The organism is Stakelama pacifica, assembly GCF_004361835.1.
Classification (GTDB): domain Bacteria; phylum Pseudomonadota; class Alphaproteobacteria; order Sphingomonadales; family Sphingomonadaceae; genus Sphingomonas; species Sphingomonas pacifica.
The window spans coordinates 33,286-52,109 of record NZ_SNWD01000016.1 but is presented as its reverse complement, the minus strand read 5'-3'; the positions used below and the strand labels follow the sequence as shown (position 1 = coordinate 52,109).

General features: G+C 63.1%; 11 protein-coding genes and 1 pseudogene. 7 read left to right on the top strand and 5 right to left on the bottom strand.

Annotation, left to right across the window (positions count from 1 at the left end; genetic code table 11):
• Nucleotide 1: 1 nt before the first annotated feature.
• From EV664_RS16975 to EV664_RS16955, 5 genes are all read right to left on the bottom strand, one after another.
• A complete protein-coding gene (locus EV664_RS16975) occupies nucleotides 2-3,196 on the bottom strand; it encodes a TonB-dependent receptor (RefSeq protein ID WP_229668333.1) in 3,195 nt (1,064 codons plus the stop codon).
• 308 nt (nucleotides 3,197-3,504) lie between these two features.
• Nucleotides 3,505-4,896, bottom strand: a complete 1,392-nt coding sequence (locus EV664_RS16970; RefSeq protein WP_373287530.1) for an oligogalacturonate lyase family protein — start codon at nucleotides 4,894-4,896, stop codon at nucleotides 3,505-3,507.
• A gap of 27 nt (nucleotides 4,897-4,923) precedes the next feature.
• Entirely contained in the window at nucleotides 4,924-5,886 is a 963-nt protein-coding gene (locus tag EV664_RS16965; RefSeq protein WP_133496907.1) for an alpha/beta hydrolase, read from the bottom strand.
• Complete coding sequence (locus tag EV664_RS16960) at nucleotides 5,886-7,121, bottom strand: rhamnogalacturonan acetylesterase (protein ID WP_188656457.1); 1,236 nt, start codon at nucleotides 7,119-7,121, stop codon at nucleotides 5,886-5,888. Before EV664_RS16960 ends, EV664_RS16965 begins: the two co-directional genes overlap by 1 nt.
• Entirely contained in the window at nucleotides 7,112-7,906 is a 795-nt protein-coding gene (locus tag EV664_RS16955; RefSeq protein WP_133496906.1) for a rhamnogalacturonan acetylesterase, read from the bottom strand. Before EV664_RS16955 ends, EV664_RS16960 begins: the two co-directional genes overlap by 10 nt.
• 191 nt (nucleotides 7,907-8,097) lie before the next feature.
• Between EV664_RS16955 and EV664_RS16950 the strand changes: the two genes are divergently transcribed.
• The 7 genes and pseudogenes from EV664_RS16950 to EV664_RS16920 all read left to right on the top strand — a co-directional run bounded on the left by EV664_RS16950 (nucleotide 8,098) and on the right by EV664_RS16920 (nucleotide 18,594).
• Entirely contained in the window at nucleotides 8,098-8,781 is a 684-nt protein-coding gene (locus EV664_RS16950) for a DUF6250 domain-containing protein (RefSeq protein ID WP_133496905.1), read from the top strand.
• Nucleotides 8,778-11,600 (top strand): exo-rhamnogalacturonan lyase family protein, encoded by a 2,823-nt coding sequence (locus EV664_RS16945; RefSeq protein ID WP_229668332.1) that lies wholly within the window; start codon nucleotides 8,778-8,780, stop codon nucleotides 11,598-11,600. The genes EV664_RS16950 and EV664_RS16945 overlap by 4 nt, the downstream gene beginning before the upstream one ends.
• A 3-nt stretch (nucleotides 11,601-11,603) precedes the next feature.
• Nucleotides 11,604-11,926: pseudogene (locus EV664_RS16940) on the top strand (transposase); the annotation flags it as partial.
• Nucleotides 11,927-12,417: 491 nt separating this feature from the next.
• Nucleotides 12,418-16,020: a hydantoinase B/oxoprolinase family protein gene (locus EV664_RS16935; RefSeq protein WP_133496904.1), complete on the top strand. Its 3,603-nt coding sequence runs from the start codon at nucleotides 12,418-12,420 to the stop codon at nucleotides 16,018-16,020.
• Nucleotides 16,020-16,682 carry a DUF969 domain-containing protein gene (locus EV664_RS16930; RefSeq protein WP_133496903.1) on the top strand — a complete coding sequence of 221 codons (663 nt, stop codon included), beginning with the start codon at nucleotides 16,020-16,022 and terminating at the stop codon, nucleotides 16,680-16,682. The genes EV664_RS16935 and EV664_RS16930 overlap by 1 nt, the downstream gene beginning before the upstream one ends.
• Nucleotides 16,679-17,590, top strand: coding sequence for a DUF979 domain-containing protein (locus EV664_RS16925; protein ID WP_133496902.1), 912 nt, complete (start codon nucleotides 16,679-16,681; stop codon nucleotides 17,588-17,590). The genes EV664_RS16930 and EV664_RS16925 overlap by 4 nt, the downstream gene beginning before the upstream one ends.
• Entirely contained in the window at nucleotides 17,587-18,594 is a 1,008-nt protein-coding gene (locus EV664_RS16920; protein WP_133496901.1) for a DUF2891 domain-containing protein, read from the top strand. The genes EV664_RS16925 and EV664_RS16920 overlap by 4 nt, the downstream gene beginning before the upstream one ends.
• Nucleotides 18,595-18,824 lie beyond the last annotated feature (230 nt).

The window sequence follows — 18,824 nt, the reverse complement described above, 5'->3', positions numbered from 1 at the left end:
ATCAGAACTTGAACTGCACCCCGGCGAAGAAACGGCGGCCCGGATAATAGACATCCGATGTCCCGATCCCCTTCACATAGGTCCGCGAATATTCCTTGTTCAGATTCTGTCCTTCGACGAACAGGCTGGTGTGGTATTTGGGAAAGCGGAAAGTGACCTTCCCATCCAGATACCCTTCCGCCTGACGATAGATGGGCAGGTTTCCGTTGTTCGAATCCGCGACGACGACCAGCCAGTCCGAACGGTAATTGTAGCTCAGCCGCGCGTTCAGGAAGCCCTTGTCATAAAAGACACTGGCGTTGAACGTCCATTTCGACAGCCCCGGATATTCGTCGAGCGGCTCGCCGGTCGCCGAGTTGGTCAGGTTCGTACGGATAGCGCGAGCCCAGGTGACATTGCCCGACGCTCCGAACCCGTCGAACGGCGAGGGGAGAAAGCTGAAGACGGTCTGCGCACTGAATTCGATCCCGTCGAGCAACGCGCCAAACCCGTTGACCGGCTGGCGCACCGTGTACAGCACGCCGTCACCGAACAGATCGACGCCCGATCGCGTGACGTTACTTACAACAAAACTGCTTTCGTACTTCTTGTAATAGCCAAGGCTCACCAGCGTATCTGGGTTCGGATACCAGGCGAGGTTCAGTTCCCACTGATCCGCGCGATAGGGTTTCAGGTCGGGGTTGCCCGCACTGCAGGTGTCGTCCGATCCGACGATCGTGGCATCGTCCAGACAGTTGATATTCGGCACCAGATCGGTCGGGCGCGGTCGCGCGAGATTCTTTGCCCAGTTGGCGCGCAGCACCAGGTTGGGCGTGAATTCCAGCGCGGCGTTGAACGCGGGCAGGACGTCATAATAGCTGTTTTGCAGCGACAGTTCCTGTGCGGCGACCACGACGGTCTCGGTGCCGCTGCCGGTCGTCTTGAATCGGGTGACGCGGCTGACATTGGTGCCGGTTCCGTCATCGCGGGTGAAGGTGTAGCGAAGGCCGCCGTTGCCGGTCAGCCTCATGCCGAACACATGCGTTTCGATATTGCCCATGACATAGCCCGAAGCGATCGTTTCATCGATCTTGTACTGCGGAATCTGGGGCAATCCGTCAGCAGAGCGGACCAGATCCTGATCGAATCCCGACAGGTCAAAATATTGGCCCAGCACCTTGGGATCGAAATTTGCATAGGCAATCCGCCCCGGAATATCGCCCGGAACGCCGCTGATGCCGGAGAAAAGCGGCTGGCCCGATGTCGTCGTGCCCAGCGAATTGATGAGCGAGGCATATTCGTCGCGCGTCAGGTAGAAGGTATTGCCGTCGCGGCGTTGCGGCACGGTAGCGGCATCGACGATCTGGGTGTTGAACGAGACATTGGCGCTCGATTGATATTGCAGCGGCGTCACCCCCGGCGCCGACAGCAGCCGTGATCCGCCACCGGCATAGCTGATATAATTCTGCCAGCGGAACTGACCGCCATATTTGATGCTCTTGAGCAGCCCGCGATCGACATCGACATCGACATCGATCTTTAGCTGCTTTTCCGTATTGCTTTGCTGTCCCGGGCGATATTGCAGCGTTGGTCCTGCCTGTCCGGCATTACCGGGACGGTTATAATCGGTGTAGATGCTGGGGTCGGCAGGGTCGATGGTCGACGGGTAGATGAAAACGGGCACACCCTGCGGATTGCGGCGGTCGACCGTTACCCCGGCAATGCCAGTGCTCAGCGAGATCAGGTTGGTTTCCTGCGTCGTGTCGGCCTTCGCATAGGATGCGAGCCCCTTCACATGCACGCGGTCGAGATTCCATTCGAACCCGGTCTGAAGATATTTCGACTTTTGATCATATGAAAAGTCGCGGCGCTGGACGCCGAGGATATTGCTCGACCCGCTGTATACCGGGTTGGCAGCGGTCCCGATATTGATCGAATCCAGCGCGGTCGTGAAGCTGGTAACGACATGGTTGGCGTCGACGGTCGAGGTTCCCTCCGCAACGCGCGGAACGGTCGGATCGTCGAGCTGGAAACGCTGATAGCGTCCCATGTCGAGCGAATAATTGGTGTCGTTCAGCCGCTGATTGCGGTTGTTGATCTGGGCTTCGGCATAAACGCGGAAATTGTTCGCGGCCTCATACTGGACGGAGAAGTCGCCCGACAGACGCTTGTCCCGGCGAATCCAGTTGCGATAGCGCGGAACAGTCGGCACCCAGTCGAAAAATTGCGTCTGGCAACCAAGCTTGGCGGAGGCGGAGGTCAGCGCCGAACAGCTGTCGAACGTCGCATAATCGGCATAGTCCGGATTGGCGACGGTCTTCTGATCCGACCGATCGAAATCGGCGAGCAATTTGTAATTGGTGTTGCTCGCATAATCCTGACGCGTGGTCTTGTCATCATAGGTGACGTTGAGCAAAACGCCGAGGCCGTCGATCAGGAAGTGCGGTGAACCCAGTACGATGGTGCCGCGCGGGCGCCAGTCCTTCATGGTTTCAAGATATTGTTCCGAAAGCACGACGCTGCCCAGCGCCTTTTTGAGTTCGAGCGGTTTGCGCGTCTCGATCGACACGGTGCCGCCGATTCCGCCTTCGGTAAGGTCGACCTGATAGCCCTTATATACATCGATCGATTTGACCAGTTCGGTCGCGAGTTCGCGGAAATCGCCCGCGCGTCCGCCGGTGGCCGACACCTGGCTGACGCCGTTGATCTCGACGCGGTTGAGGTCGGGTTCGACACCGCGGATCGATACCTGCGTCCCTTCGCCGAAATCGCGCGAGAGCTGAACGCCGGTAATGCGAGCGAGCGAGTCGCCGACATTCTTGTCGGGGAAACTTGCGATGTCGTCGGCTACGATTGAATCAACGACGGTCCCTGCGTTGCGCTTGCGGGCGATCGCGGACTGGAGTGAGGCGCGGGTGCCGACGACGAGAATGTCCGTAGGGTCTTCGCTTCCCTGGCCCGAGCTGGCGCTGACGGTCTGACCGTCCGCCGTTTCTCCGTCCGTCTTCGAAGTGCCGTCTACGGTCTGCGACGGCTTTTTCGGCTCTACGGCAGCGGACGAGGGCGCGATATTGCGATCGGTTTCGGGCGCCGTTTGCGGCGTGGGCTCTACCGGTACGGTCTGTGCGGCCGCCGGCAGCGCGCAACCGAGCGCGAGTGCGAATGCCGATGTCGTCATCGTCAGTTGACGGGCGGACAGTTGGCGAAATGCCTGCATTTGATTGATCTCCCCTAAAACGCCGATTCCCGCGGCTCGCGCCGATGCCTCGACGGTGTCGTTGCTTTTGTTGGGCTTATTGGCCGCGACGCATCGCGGCGTGCGGGTACGGGTGTTCCGTAACCGGCATGGAGTTGGCAGACTCGTGTCCTGTACCCCGCATTCCTCATCCCCTCTTTGTCCGGAGCGGTTTTTACCGTCACCAGCGACCCCCCGGGGTCGACGAAACATCCACATTGTGAATCGCTGTTTCGTATTATCGTACCAATAAGTGAAAGGCAATCATAACTATTGAGATTAGTTTGGCGCTATCGACCGAAAATGGGGCAGTTGATCGGACCAGCCTGTTCAGCCTGCCCGGCCTCGCCCGATCGTTGAGGCTTGTCGTCCGCCAGGCTATTCCGCTTTTCCGTGGATACGGCGTAGATCGCCGGTTTTCCTTCGATATTGGCGCGGAAGAACAGCCAGCGGCCATCGGGCGAAAAGCGGGCGTTCGGCTCCAGCTTGTAATTCTGCCTGCTCATGTCGACGAGCTTTTCGGGCGTGAAGGTGCCGGGCGAAATCAGATCGGCTGCATTTTTGGCATGTATTCCGGCAACATCGGGGATGTCGTGCGGATGGAACAGATATATCCATTTGCCGTCAGGTGCGTGCGCGACCATTTCGCTGTCGCCGCCATCGCCGGAGAACAGCTTGCCGTCGGGCGATACATTGTAATGGACCGACCATTGGTTGCGGTGCAGATGATACCAGCGCCGCTTGCCGGTAGCGATGGTATAACCCGCAACCCAGAAATCCTCGCCACGAGGAGTTTGGAGATCGTACCAGATCGTCTTGCCATCGGGCGACCAGAATTCATGGCCGGCGATTTCCATGTTCATGATGCGGTGATGGATCTTGGTTTTTTGCGTACCGTCGGTGCGAATCGTCCAGATCCGGTCAACCTTGTGCCACGGCCCTTCATGGCAATACATCAGAAGCGTCGGATCGGTCGGTGAGAATTGCAGATGGTTGAGCCAGTCGGTCGACTGCACCACCGTCCGCTGCTCGCCGGTGCGCACATTGATGGTGAAAATCCGCATCGGTATCTTGGCTTCGAGACGCTCGTCCAGCCGCACCTCCTTCGCCTCGGCATAGGGGAGCGGTTTGCCGTCAGGGCCGTTGGCGGCATATGCGGCCTGATCGGTTTTGGGGTCGCGGCCCTTGCTGCCGGGTTGCAGTTCCATCGGCCGTTCTGCGATCTGAGCCGCGAGCAGCGTCTCATCGGCATTGATCGTGTCTATCCGGCTTCCCGGCGGCACATCGGCGATCTTGCGGACCTTGCCGCTGTCGATGTCGACCGCCCAGATTGCCGAGCTGACGTCCACGCCGTCGCGGTTCCGTCTGGAGAAATAGGCGGTACGGGTCTTGTGACCGGTGAAGAGCAGATGGACGCCGGGTTTTTTGAGCACCGTGCGGATGCGCCAGGTTTTCAGGTCCATCGCCTTGATACCTTCGGCAGTCTGGAACAGCATCGTATCGCCATTGGGCGTATAGGCGTTGTAGTTGAAATAGAGCGCGTAATTGCCCGGTGCATCGGTGATGCGAACGACCCTGTGGCCGGTTTTTGCATCGATCCAGCTGGGCATATCCGCAGTCTGTGCCGCTACGGGCGCTGCGGCGGCCATCGAAACAAGCGCGGTCAGAATGATGTGGCGCATAGTCGTCATCTCCCGAAATGGTTTAAGTCAGGCGGGCCAGCCATGATCGGCGGCGAAAGCGAGAAACAGGTCCATCCACGGCGTGGGGGTGCCGTTCGCATGCGGTGCGGGCGGACCATGCCCGCCCTCTTCGAATGCCATCAGCTCGGTCGGGATACCCGCATCGTGCAGCGCTTCAGCCATCAACAGGCTGTTTTTGAACGGCACGACAGAGTCGTCGACATTGCACGCGACAAAGGTGGGCGGCATCGTCGCGGGCAGGTTCAGCTCCGCCGAATAGCGCCGCTGCCACACGGGATCGGCGGCATGGGTGCCGAGCAATTCGCGGCGCGACGCCTTATGAACGCCCGGATCGCGCATCGTGATGACCGGAAAGAACAATCCTGCGACATCCGGCTGCGCGGAAAGGCGATCGGTCGCGTCGATGGGCGAGTAGATTTTGCGCCCGGCCTGCGCAGCCAGTCTGGCCGCCAGATGCCCGCCCGCCGAAAAGCCCGTCACCGCGATGCGGTCGGGATCGATAGGCCAGCCGCTATCCGCCCCGGCGCGGATAACCCGCATCGCGCGCTGCGCATCCTGAAGCGGGGCGTCGGCCCCGGCAGGCCAGCCGTCATGCGGCAGGCGATACAATAGTTCGAAGGCGGTGATGCCGCGGCTCGCGAAATCGCGGGCGATGGCGCCGGGATGACGACCGACCGCGACGCGCGCATATCCGCCGCCGGGACAGATCAGCACCGCAGCGCCATTCGGCCGTGCGGGGCGGCACATTGTCAGCATCGGAACCGCGACATGCGGCCATGCGATGTCGTCGGGATCGCCGTCGGGCGAACGCCTGACCCATTCGTCGCGCACGCGCACGCGCTCTGCGCCGGGGGGCATGGCGGGCCAGAGCGGGAAGCGTTCGCGTGTCACCGGTTCTGCTGCGACCGCGCGCAGGGCGATGGCGAGCGTTGCGAGTGAACCGGCGAGAAAGGTGCGGCGATCAGTCATCAGTTACCATCCGGTCGAGTGGAATCATGCGCGATGCTGGGCGCGAGGCGAAACGCTTCTGGCGCCGGCGGATGGGCCGGGTCGAATGCGGGCAGATCGGGCAGCAGATTCCCCACCAGCGACAGCTTCGCACCGCTGATCCCCTGCGCGACGCTGCGCGCCAGCACCCATGCGCCGTAATTGTCGTGATGCGTCGCATCCCGTCCGTCGTCATTGAAGGCAAGCGGCGCGCGTTTCGGGCCAAGCGCCTCGTAAAAGGCGATGCTCGCGGCATTGAGGTCGATCACCGGCACGTGCATCTCCGCGCCGACCGCCTTTATCGCCGCGACATAGTCGGCGAGCGTCGAATGGATATGTGGACCCGACCATTGCCGCCGGTCGGGGGGCGTGACGAGCACGGGTGTGACATCGCGGCGTCGGAATTCCGAAATCCACAGCCGCAACAGATCGCGATATACGCTGTCGGCGGGGGCGTAGGTTTGCGGCCAGTTCGCCTTTTGATCATTATGGCCGAACTGGATCAGCGCCCAGTCGCCGGGCTTTGCCGTTTCCAGCACCTTGGCAAAGCGCAATTCGGTCATGAAGGATTTAAGCGTCTCGCCCGATTCCGCGTGATTGGCGATCGCGATGTCGGGGCGGAAGAAGACGGGCAGCATCTGGCCCCAGCTCGCCGCCGGTTCGGCGGGCTGATCGGTGACCGTGCTGTCGCCGAGCAGAAACACGGTCGGCACCGTGATCGGAACGACCGAGACCGATGTAACGCCGGGATGCTGTCCCAATATCTCCAGCGTCAGCTTGTCGTCCCAGTCATAGGAGCCGCGTTCGCGTGGTTTTAGCCGCACCGCGCTGCCCCCCGGCGCGTGCGGTGGCGGCGCAACCAGTGTGGGATCGCGCACATTGACGATGAAGCTGCGCGTTACCGACCGGCCCGCAGGCACCGCGACCGCATCGAGCATCAGGCGACGCGACTCCGTCTTGATCGTCGTTCGGGTGGCGCTGTCGGGCAGACCCAGCGTCACCGTCACGCGATAATTGCCGGGTGTCGTCGCGATCGAAAACAAGCGCGTCGTTCCCGGTTCATAGCCATACTGCCCGTCATAGCGGTGCGACGGGGCAACCGCGACGCTGTCCGCGCGGGGCTGTCCGGCGAGGGTGAAACTTCGCTGTCGCGGTGCCGCGATCGCGGGCATTGAAAATATGGCAATCGTCAGCGCGGCGCTGACGATCAGTCGCATGATGGTCCGCCCGCCGGAGTCGTCCGGGTGAGGGCGGGGGGATGGGGCGTGACATAGCGCGAAATCGGCAGGTTCAGATCGTGCAACCCGACCGCGACAAGGTCCGCCATATGGCGTGCGCCGAGCTCGCTGAAATGCGTATTGTCATGAACGCCGTTGGGATAGCCGGGCGCGCCGTCGGCACCGTCGAATTGCAGATAATAGGCTTTGGCGCGATCAGGGCCCATCGCCTGCACCATCGCTTCCGACATTTTACCGAGATCGAGCAGCGGCGTATGCGTTTGCCGGGCCACCGCGCGCGCCGCATTGGCATATGCGGGATAGGTCTGCTGCTCGACGCCGTTCTTGAAATCGCGCCGGGCGACCGGTGTCAGGATCACGGCACGCGCGCCCGCCTTTTTCGCCACGGCGATAAAGCGGAGCAGATTGGCCTTGTATTGCGGGACGCTGGTATAGCGTTCGGGCTTGTCGATGCTCTGGTCGTTATGGCCGAACTGGATCAGCAGCGTGTCGCCTTTGTGCAAATCCGCCGCGATCTTGTCGAGCCTGCCTTCGCGAATGAAGCTGTTGGTGCTGCGCCCGCCGATTGCGCGATTTTCGATTTCGACGTTTCCGGTAACCGCGCAGCGCAGCATCGTTCCCCATCCGGTTTGCGGATAGCGATCGGGTTTATAGTCCTGCGCGGTAGAATCGCTGGCGATGAAGATCCGCATCGGCGGCGCATCAGCGGCCATAGCGGGCAGAATGGCGGCAGCCGCCAGCACGGCACCCAATATCAATTTCACAGCCTCACCCTCCATTTTATTTTCCCGCATTATGCAATCGCGTTTCACAAAGCGCAATCCGGCAAATGTGAAATGCGCATTAAAAAACCATATAGTGTAATGAATAAGCACGATGCGGAAAGTCCTTGCGGTTTCGTTCGTTGCCCGTAAGCTGCTCGAAAACCTCTAAAGGGGAGGAGGGCAGGGTGAGGATGAAGGTCATAACTGCCATGGGCGTCGCGCTTTCGGCCTGCACCTCGCTGCCAAACCCCGCGCCGGGCGTGGCGTCGCTCGATGACTGGCGTATCGAAGCGGAATCTCCGCAGGCGCATGTCCGCCTGATCGACGGCAGCATCGATATCGATACCCCAAAGGGACTGACCTTATGGTGGCGTCGCCCCGTAACCGCGCCGGTGATCATCAGCTTCGACGCGATGGCCATGTCAGGCCCGGGCGCAAATGATCAGGTTAGCGATCTCAACGCCTTCTGGATGGCGACCAATCGCGATGGCAGTTCGGTGCTGACGACACCGCGCTCGGGGGCGTTCGCCACCTATGACGATATGCGCGCTTATTATGTCGGCATCGGCGGCAACCGGAACAGCACGACGCGCTTTCGCCGCTATATCGGCGAACCGGGCAACCGGCCGCTGCTGCCCCAACATGATCGCAGCGCCGCCGCCGATATGCTCGTTCCGGATCGCTGGACGCATATCCGGCTGATCGCCGACGGTTCGACGATCGCGGTCGAACGCGACGGGAAGGGGCTGTTTTCTCTGAATGATCCCGCACCCTACACGCACGGCCATTGGGGGGTACGCACCACCTGGAGCCATTTGCGGATCCGCAATGTGTCGGTGGTGCAGGGCGAGGCTGTAACCGGAGAGCGTAAATGACCATGACCAGACGCGACAGTCTGAAGACCGCGCTGCTCGGCAGTGCGGGCCTGACACTGCCGTTCCGCCTAGACGCCATGCCGCGTGGAGACTTCGCGCCCGCACCGGTACGGTGGATCGACGGTGACGCGCCGGCGCTGCATGCCGGGCAGACTTTCGGCGTGGCGTGGCCACAGGGCGCACTTACCGACAAGGCGCCGCTTACGGTCCGCGCGGCCGAGGGTGCGACGGTGCCATCGCAAAGCTGGATCACCGCGCGCTGGCCCGACGGGTCGGTCAAATGGAGCGCGCACGCAATTCCCGCCGATGTCGCGCCGGGTGCGCTGACCGTCGACAAAGGACGCGCGGCCGCACCCAATCAGCCCGTGACCGTCGAGGAAACGGATGACGAGGTTGTTTTCACCATGGGCGATCGTCGCTGGCGCATTGCACGCTCCGGTCCCGCCCTGATCCGGGAAGCGCGCATGGGCGACAAAAGGGTCATGGGCGCGGTTACGCTTGTCGGCGCGTCACGCACTGCGCCCGAGGGAGGAAGCGAAACGCCGTTTCAAAGCCGCATCGACAGCGTTGCCGTCGAACAGCGCGGGCCGGTTCGCGCTGTGGTTAAGATCACCGGCCATCACGTCGCAGCGGATCGGGCATGGCTGCCTTTTGTCGTTCGCCTCTATGGCTATGCCGGATCGGCGGGGCTGCGCATCGTCCACAGCTTCGTCTTCGACGGCGATCCGTCCCGCGATTTTCTGTCCGCTCTGGGCCTGCGCGCCGAAGTGCCGATGGCGGCGGCGCCGCTCTATGACCGCCATGTGCGCTTTGCGACCGACGGACAGACCTTTGCCGAGGGGGTGCGCCCGCTGACGGGCCTGCGCCGCGATCCGGGTGCGGCATTTCGCAGCGCACAGGTTGCGGGGCGCGCGGTGCCGCCGCTGGAGCAGATGGCCCCTGCCGTGCGCGACACGCTGGAGCGCATTCCCGCATGGGGCGAATTCCGGCTCGAACAGCCCAACGCCAATGGCTGGACGATCACGAAGCGCACTGCGCCGGAGATGGGCTGGATCAACGCCGATCAGGGCCATCGCGCGCCCGGCCTTGCCTATGTCGGCAGTGTCGACGGCGGCGTTGCAGTTGGAATGCGCTATTTCTGGGAACGCCATCCCAGCGCCCTGCACATCACCGGCGCGGGCGGAGACGCCGCGGCGCTCACCGCCTGGCTCTGGTCGCCCGAAGCGCCCGCAATGGATATGCGTCCCTATCACGGCACGATGGGAATGGAGGGGTATGACGCCCAGAATGAAGGGCTGTCGATCACCTATGAGGATTATGAGCCCGGCTGGGACGATGCTTGCGGAATCGCACGCACCAGCGAAATGATGCTCTGGGCCTTTCCGGCGACGCCCGAGACCGACACGCTGACGCAGCTCGCGGCGATGCAGGCGCAGCCGCCACAGCTCATGGTCGCGCCCGATCATCTCGTTACCGCCCGCGTTTTTGGCGACTGGGGGCTACCCGATCGGTCCACCGCAACGCGCGCGATCATCGAGACTCAATTGGTCAATCTGATCGATTTCTATGCTGATGAGGTCGACCGGCGCGGATGGTACGGGTTTTGGGACCATGGCGATGTCATGCACAGCTATGACAGCGATCGCCATCGCTGGCGCTACGACATCGGCGGGTTCGCCTGGGACAATAGCGAGCTGTCGACCGATCTGTGGCTATGGTATCAGGTGCTGCGCACCGGCGATGCCCGGACATGGCGCCTTGCCGAGGCGATGACGCGTCACACCGGTGAGGTCGATGTCTATCATCTCGGCAGGTTCAAAGGGCTGGGCACCCGGCATGGTGTGCAGCATTGGAGCGACAGTTCAAAGCAGCCGCGTATCAGCAACGCGACCTATCGCAGGCCCTTTTACTATCTGACCGCCGATGAGCGCGTCGGTGATCTGATGCACGATCTCATCACCTCGGACGAGACGCTCACCCATGTCGAGATCGGTCGCAAGGTGCCGGGCGTTCGAAAACCGCAGCTGCCGCCCGGAACCATAGAAATGGCGTTCGGCACGACCTGGTGCCCGCTGGCCGCGGCATGGCTGACCGAATGGGAGCGGACCGGCGATACGCGCTGGCGCGATCTCATTCTTGCCGGGCTGGAAAGTATCGGTCGCCTGCCGCATGGATGGATGACGGGCAGCGCACCGTTCGATCTGGCGACGGGACGCTTCATCGACCAGAATCGCGGGATCAGCCTGTCGCACCTCAACGCGGTATTCGGCGCGGTCGAAATCAGCTCCGAACTTATCCGATTGCTGGATGTCCCGCGGTATCGCGCGGCATGGCTGCAATATTGCCGCTGGTATAACGCACCGAAATCCGAATATCTCGCAAAATTCGGCCCGCCCTTTGGCCCGCGCAACCTTAAGGAAGGGCATTCGCGGCTTGCGGCCTATGCGGCCTGTCAGGAACACGATCCGGCGCTCGCCCGACGCGCAGCCGGGGAATTATGTCGGGCGATGCAGGGCTGGGTATCTGGCCCCGCGATCCGCGCCATATGGTCGAAGGCGTTGTCGAATGGCCGGGGGTTTCGACCAACGCATCGGCGCAATGGGGCCTCGCCGCGATCCAGAATCTCGCGCTCATCCCCGCCGCGCTCGATGCCCAACCAATTCCGCGCCGGCACATCTGATCGCTTCCGAGGAGCAGTTTTCTGGTTCTCAAACCGGCATGCACCCCGGCTACAACCGTTCAAGCCGAGTTCCGGGCGCAGGAAATATAACAAGGACGTTGGACGCCTAGCAACGATGCTTCAAGCAGGTCATGTGTGAACCTTCGAGGAGAGCGAATGGGGCCGAAAATACCCGTAGTCGCGCAGACCCGGCTCCGCCACTAGGAGCAGATCATCCCGTTTTTCGCGTTCAGCGAGGCAATCCGCCGTATCATCTATACGTCAAATGCGATCGAGGCGCTGAACTCCAAGCTGCGCCGCGCTGTGCGCACCCGCGGCCACTTCCCGAGTGAGGATGGCGCGATGAAGCTATTATATCTCGTTCTCAATCATGCAGCGGCGCAGTGGAAACGGCCGCCGTGCGAATGGTTCGAGGCGAGAACCCAGTTCGCCGTGGTCTTCGGCGAGCGGTTCGTCATCAAATGACGGCAATCGGCCTCGCGCACAAAATATCGGACAGGCCCAAGTGGTCCCTTTTCATGCTGCATATACAATCAAGGCGACGGGGCGTCCGAGTGGGTCGGGCACCCCGTCGTCGTAGCTGGATCAGGTGGTTTTGGCTTCGAGTTCTGGCCGAAGCTACCGCGTGGGAAAAATAAACCGGGTTGATCTGAAATAGGCGTCGGTCGCGCTAGAATTTTTGGCTTGGTGTCTTTCCATGCGACAAGTGCATGGCTATCCTGATTAATGAGCCTCAGGTAATCTGCCGTTAAAATGCGGACATAGATCGTTAAAGCATCGGCGTGACGGTCCTGTCGCCCCAGCCAGTTTTCGCTTAATTGGGCCGGATCGCGGCGTTATCGGGGTGGCACCGGTGCGCCTTCACCTCGAATACGGCTCGCGTCGGGCCATGCGATTGTCCATGAGGCGTTTGACCGGGTGGCGCGGCGGGGCGCATGGTGGCAGAACGCTGTGCTATGACCCATTGGCATTTCTGGATCGATCGCGGCGGCACCTTCACTGATGTCGTTGCGCGACGACCTGACGGGCGGATCGAAACCGCCAAGCTGCTTTCCGAAAATCCCGGGCATTATGACGATGCGGCTGTGGCTGCGATCCGACAGCTGACGGGCGTGGCGAGCGGTGATTTGCCGCCCGCCGATATTCGCATCGGCACCACCGTCGCCACCAACGCCCTGCTCGAGCGCAACGGTGAGCCGACGCTGCTGGCGATCACGCGCGGCTTCGGGGATGCGCTGCGGATCGGCTATCAGGATCGCCCCGACATCTTCGCGCTTGCCGTAGAACGGCCCGCGCCGCTCTATACCGATGTCGTCGAAATCGACGAGCGTGTGACCGCCGGGGGAGAGGTGGTTCAGGCGCCCGACGCCCGCGCCGTGAGGGAATCGCTCGCCGCCGCTTATGATCGCGGGCTGCGCGCGATCGCGATCGTCCTGATGCACGGTTTCCGCTATCCCGCGCATGAAGCGGCGCTGGCCGATATTGCCCGGGAAGTCGGTTTCACGCAGGTGTCGGTCAGCCATCAGGTTTCGCCGCTGATCAAGCTCGTCGCGCGCGGCGATACCAGCGTGGTTGACGCCAGCCTGTCGCCGGTGCTTGGCCGCTATGTCGTCGGGCTGGAAAAAGCGCTGGGGGAAGGGCAGCACCCGCTCTTCATGCAATCAAACGGCGGCCTCACCGACGGCCGCAGCTTTTCGGGCAAGGATGCTCTCTTGTCCGGTCCCGCAGGCGGTATCGTCGGCATGGCGACCACTGCCGAACAGGCAGGATTTGATCGGGTCATCGGTTTCGACATGGGCGGCACGTCGACCGACGTTTCGCTCTATGCGGGCGAATATGAGCGGCGTCACGATGCGGTGCTCGGCGGTGTCCGCGTGGCCACGCCGATGCTGCGGATCGATACCGTGGCAGCCGGTGGCGGATCGGTATGCAATCTCAGTCTGGGGCGGCTCGTTGTCGGGCCGCAATCGGCAGGGGCCGTGCCGGGGCCTGCCTGCTATCGTCAGGGCGGCCCGCTGACCGTGACCGACTGCAACCTTGTGCTGGGCAAGATTCAGCCCGAGCATTTCCCGCATGTTTTCGGCCCCGACGGCGATCAGCCGCTCGATCGCGCTGGGTCCGAAGCGCGTCTGTCTGAACTCGCCGCGCGCGTTGAGGCGGAGACGGGGCAGCGGCTCGACGGGCAGGCGCTCGCCGAAGGGCTGATCGCCATTGCCGTCGCCAACATGGCGAAGGCGATCAAGTCGATCTCGGTCGCGCGTGGCCATGATCCGGCCGATTATGTGCTGACCAGTTTCGGCGGTGCGGGCGGACAGCATGCATGTCTGGTCGCCGACGCGCTCGGTATCCGGCGGGTGATGATCCACCCGCTGGCGGGCGTGCTGTCGGCCTATGGCATGGGCCTCGCGAAGCGCAGGGTGATGCGCGAGCGCACGGTGTCGCTGCCGCTCGGCGACGACGCGGCCCGCGCTGAGGCAACGGCGGCGCTCGAGGCGGAAGCACGCGCGGCGCTGCGCGAACAGGGGGTCGGGGACGACACGATCAGCATCGAGGCGAGCGCGCAACTGCGCCATGCCCGGGCCGATTTCGGTATTGCCGTTCGGCTCGACACGCCTGAGGCGATGAAGGCTGCATTCGACGCGGCGTTCCGCCGTCAGTTCGGATTCGTCGTCGACGATGATCTGGTCGTCGACCTGTTGCGCGTCGAGGCGATTTCGGGTGCCGTAGCGGCCCCATCGGCGGTCACCGAATTGCCCGCGCGCAGTGCACCGGCGCTTGCGGAGATCGCGCTGTTTTCCGGCGGAAAAACCCATCAGGCGCCGCTGTTCGACCGCACCGCGCTGGCGGCGGATACGACGATCCCGGGCCCGGCAGTCATCGTAGACCCCAGCGCGACCACCGTGGTCGAGCCGGGCTGGAGCGCCACGGTCGATCCACATGGCAGCCTGATCCTGACGCGGCACTTGCCCGTCGCACGCCCCGCTGCTGACGGCAGCGCCGACAGCAGTGTCGATCCGGTCCGGCTGGAGCTGTTCGCCGGTCTGTTCATGGGTCTTGCCGAGGAAATGGGGGCCGCGCTTCAGCGTAGCGCCGCATCGGTCAATATCCGCGAGCGGCTCGATTTCTCCTGCGCGCTGTTCGATGCCGGGGGCAATCTGATCGCCAATGCGCCGCACATCCCGGTGCATCTCGGCTCGATGGGGGACAGCATCCGCACGATCATCGCCCGGCGCGGCGACGGTGCCGACGGACGCGGCATCCGGCGTGGCGACGTTTATGCGCTCAACAATCCCTATGAAGGCGGCACGCACCTGCCCGACATCACCGTCATCATGCCGGTTTTCGTGGGCGATGCAGCGGAGCCGAGCTTCTTCACCGCAGCACGCGGGCACCATGCCGATATCGGCGGGATGACGCCCGGATCGATGCCGCCCGACAGCACCACGATCGTTGAGGAGGGCATCATCTTCGACAATGTGCTGATCGTCGACGAAGGGCGGTTCTGCGATGCCGAGATCCGCGCATTGCTGGCGTCCGGCGAGTATCCGGCCCGAAGCATCGCGCAAAACATCGCCGACCTTTCCGCGCAGGTCGCTGCGTGCCGGCGCGGCGCCGATGGCCTTGTCGCGCTGGCGGAGAGCCACGGTGCCGAGGTCGTACAGGCCTATATGGCGCATCTGCAGGACCATGCCGCCGGTGCCGTGGAGACATTGATCGGTACCCTTGCCGAGGGCGATTTCGATTATGAGCTCGACAATGGCGCCCGGGTTCGCGTCTCGGTCCGTCTCGATCGCACGGCACGCAAGGCTGTGGTCGATTTTACCGGCACCAGCGACCAGCTACCGAACAATTTCAACGCGCCGCGCGCGGTGGTGCGCGCCGCCGTGCTATACGTCCTGCGCACGCTGGTCGATCTGCCGATCCCGCTCAACGACGGCTTTCTGCGCCCGGTCGATATTGTCGTGCCGGAAGGATCAATGCTCAACCCGCAATATCCGGCTGCTGTGGTCGCGGGCAATGTCGAGACCAGTCAGGTCGTCACCGATGTACTGTTCGGCGCACTGGGTGTGCTGGCTGCTTCGCAGGGAACGATGAACAACCTCACCTTCGGCGATGACAGCAAATATCAATATTATGAGACGATTTGCGGCGGGGCAGGGGCCGGCGCTGACTTTGACGGATGTGATGCGATCCAGACCCATATGACGAACAGCCGCCTGACCGACCCGGAGGTGCTCGAAACGCGCTTTCCGGTGCTGGTCGATAGTTTCGCCATCCGCCGCGGGTCGGGCGGTGCGGGGCAGCATCGCGGCGGTGACGGTACGGTGCGCCGGCTGCGTTTTCGCGCAGCCATGCATGCGGCGATCCTGTCGAACCGCCGGAGGGTGCCGCCGTTCGGCCTTCATGGCGGCGGCGCCGGTGCGCCCGGTCTCAACCGGATCGAGTGCGCCGACGGCCGGGTCGAGCCGCTGGCCGGCACCGGCGTCGGCGTAATGGCACCGGGCGATGTGCTGGTGATCGAAACGCCCGGCGGCGGTGGCTATGGGCGCGCCGACTGATGCTGGAACTGGCCGGTATCGCGGTGATTACCGCCGGCTTCCTGCTGCGCTTCAATCCGTTGCTGGTGGTCATTGCGTCCGCGATCGTCACCGGCCTTGCGGCGGGGCTCGATCCGGTCACGATTCTGGCGGCGTTCGGCAAGGCGTTTAACGACAACCGATATATAACGATCATCTACATCGTCCTTCCGGTGATCGGCATTCTGGAGCGCCACGGCCTGCAGGCGCGCGCGCGCGATCTCATCGGTCGCATACGCGGTGCGACGATGGGGCGTCTGCTCCTCGCCTATCTGCTGTTCCGCCAGCTCACTGCGGCGCTTGGTCTGACATCGATCGCCGGGCCGGCGCAGAGCGTGCGCCCCCTGATCGCACCGATGGCTGAAGCGGCAGACGAGGTGCAGGCGCCCGGCGAGAGCGATCCGGAGCGAGTCAAGGCGCTGGCGGCGGCAACCGACAATATCGGCCTGTTTTTCGGTGAAGACATCTTCATCGCGATCGGATCGATCCTGCTGATGAAGGGCGCGCTGCAAGGCTATGGCATCGATCTGCCGCCGCTGTCGCTGTCGGTCTGGGCGATTCCGACGGCGATTGCAGCAACGCTGATCCATGGTACCCGCCTGCTGCTCGCCGACCGGCGGCTGAAGCGGCAGCGCGGCGGATGATCGGCCTCGGATTCCTCTATGCCGTTGCCGGGCTGACATTCGGCGCCTTCGCGGTGCTCAGCATCGTTCAGGTGCCGCGCCGTTCCGGCAATGCGCTATTCTATGCGCTGATCGCGGTAAGCTTCCTTCTGGGCGACCGACTCGGCGACATCGGCAACGGCGTGCTGGTGCTGGCGATCGTCGCAGTAGCGACGCTGGGCCGGAGGCGGCCGCGCGACGATAAAGCCGATTCGGTCGAAGCACGAGGCGCATGGCTGTTCGTGCCCGCGCTGATCATTCCGGTGACGGCGCTTGCCGGGACGTTGTTGCTGGCGCGCCTGCCCGGCCTTGTCGATCCCCGGCAGGTGACGCTGGTTTCGCTCACATTCGGTGTGATCCTCGCGCTGGGCGTCTGCTACGTCTGGCTGCGCGTTCCGCCGGCTGCGCCGTTCAGCGAGGGTGCGCGGCTGATGGACCATATCGGCTGGGCCGCGATCCTGCCGCAGTTGCTCGCCAGTCTCGGTGCGGTTTTTGCGCTCGCCGGTATGGGTGATGTTGTCGGCAGACTGATCGGCCATGTCATTCCGGCGGGCAGCGTGTTCGGCGCGGTCGCCGTGTATTGCATCGGCATGGCGGCGTTTACCATCGTCATGGGCAATGCTTTCGCCGCCTTCCCGGTAATGCTCGCCGCAATCGGGCTGCCGCTGCTGATCCAGACGTATCACGGCGATCCGGCGCGGATCGCGGCGATCGGCATGCTGGCCGGGTTCTGCGGCACGCTCGTCACGCCGATGGCGGCGAATTTCAACCTCGTGCCCGCGGCCTTGCTCGAGCTAAAGGATCGCTACGGTGTGATCCGCGCTCAGGTGCCGACCGCCATCCCGCTGCTCTTCTTCAATATCGTGCTGCTTTATCTGGTGATGCCATGACCCGCCTCGACGCCGACACCGCCTCCCGTTTCGCCGGCCTGACGCTGGGCCATCTCGGTCAGGAATATCCGAACAAGCTCGATCATGTGCTCAACGGCGATACCGATGCGCTGCCGCCGCGGGTGCTGCACCCGGTGTTCTACGGCAGTTTCGACTGGCACAGTTGCGTGCACGGCTGGTGGCAGGTGCTGACGCTGGCGCGGCTCTATCCCGATCTCGACGAAGCGCCGACCATCCGCGCGCGCGCCGACCTGATGTTGACGCCGGCGCTGATCGCGGAGGAATGCGCCTATCTCGATCGCCCCGGCGCCGGCGGGTTCGAACGGACCTATGGCTGGGCCTGGGCGCTCGCCTTGCATGGCGAGGCGGCGCGCCATGCGAACAGCTGGGGCGAGGCGCTGGCACCGCTCGCCGCGGCCTTTGCCGAGCGGTTCCGGGCGTTCCTGCCCAAGCTGACTTACCCTATCCGCACCGGCACGCACGCCAATACTGCCTTTTCCCTGATCCTTGCGCATGACTGGGCTCGTGAGCATGACGCAGCGCTGGCCCGGCTGATCACCGAGCGCGCGCACGAATGGTTCGGTGACGACCGCGCATGTCAGGCGTGGGAGCCGGGCGGTGACGAATTCCTGTCGCCGGCGCTCTGTGAAGCGCTGCTGATGAGCCGCGTGCTCGATCGCCCCGCCTTCGCCCGATGGTTTACCGATTTCCTGCCGAAGGTGGGGGAGGGGCGGCCGGAAACGCTGTTCCTTCCGGCAATCGTTTCCGATCGCAGCGACGGCAAGATCGCCCATCTTGATGGTCTCAATCTCAGCCGCGCCTGGTGCTGGCGCGAGATTGCAGCAATAGCGGGCGACGATCACCCCGTCGCAGCCCTCGCCCGTGCCGCAGCCGAACGGCATTTGCAGGCGAGCCTGCCGCATATCGACGACGATTATATGGGGACGCACTGGCTGGCGACGTTCGCGCTGCTGGCGCTGACGGCGGGACAAAACGCAGGATAAGCAGAGCCGGGAAGCGGTATCGTTCCGGGCTAACGGTGTAACAGGCTCTGATGGCAGGGCATGAGGGCGGGACGAATTTACGCTTCCTCGCCGGAAACCACCTGTGACGGAGCGCGGCATCAGCAGGTTGCTTTTTGTTGTAAGAGTCGCTGGTCATGACCGATACGCTTGTAGAAATGAATCGTATCTTTGCAGCAGCAGGCGAATCCGACCAGCTCGCAACTCTCATC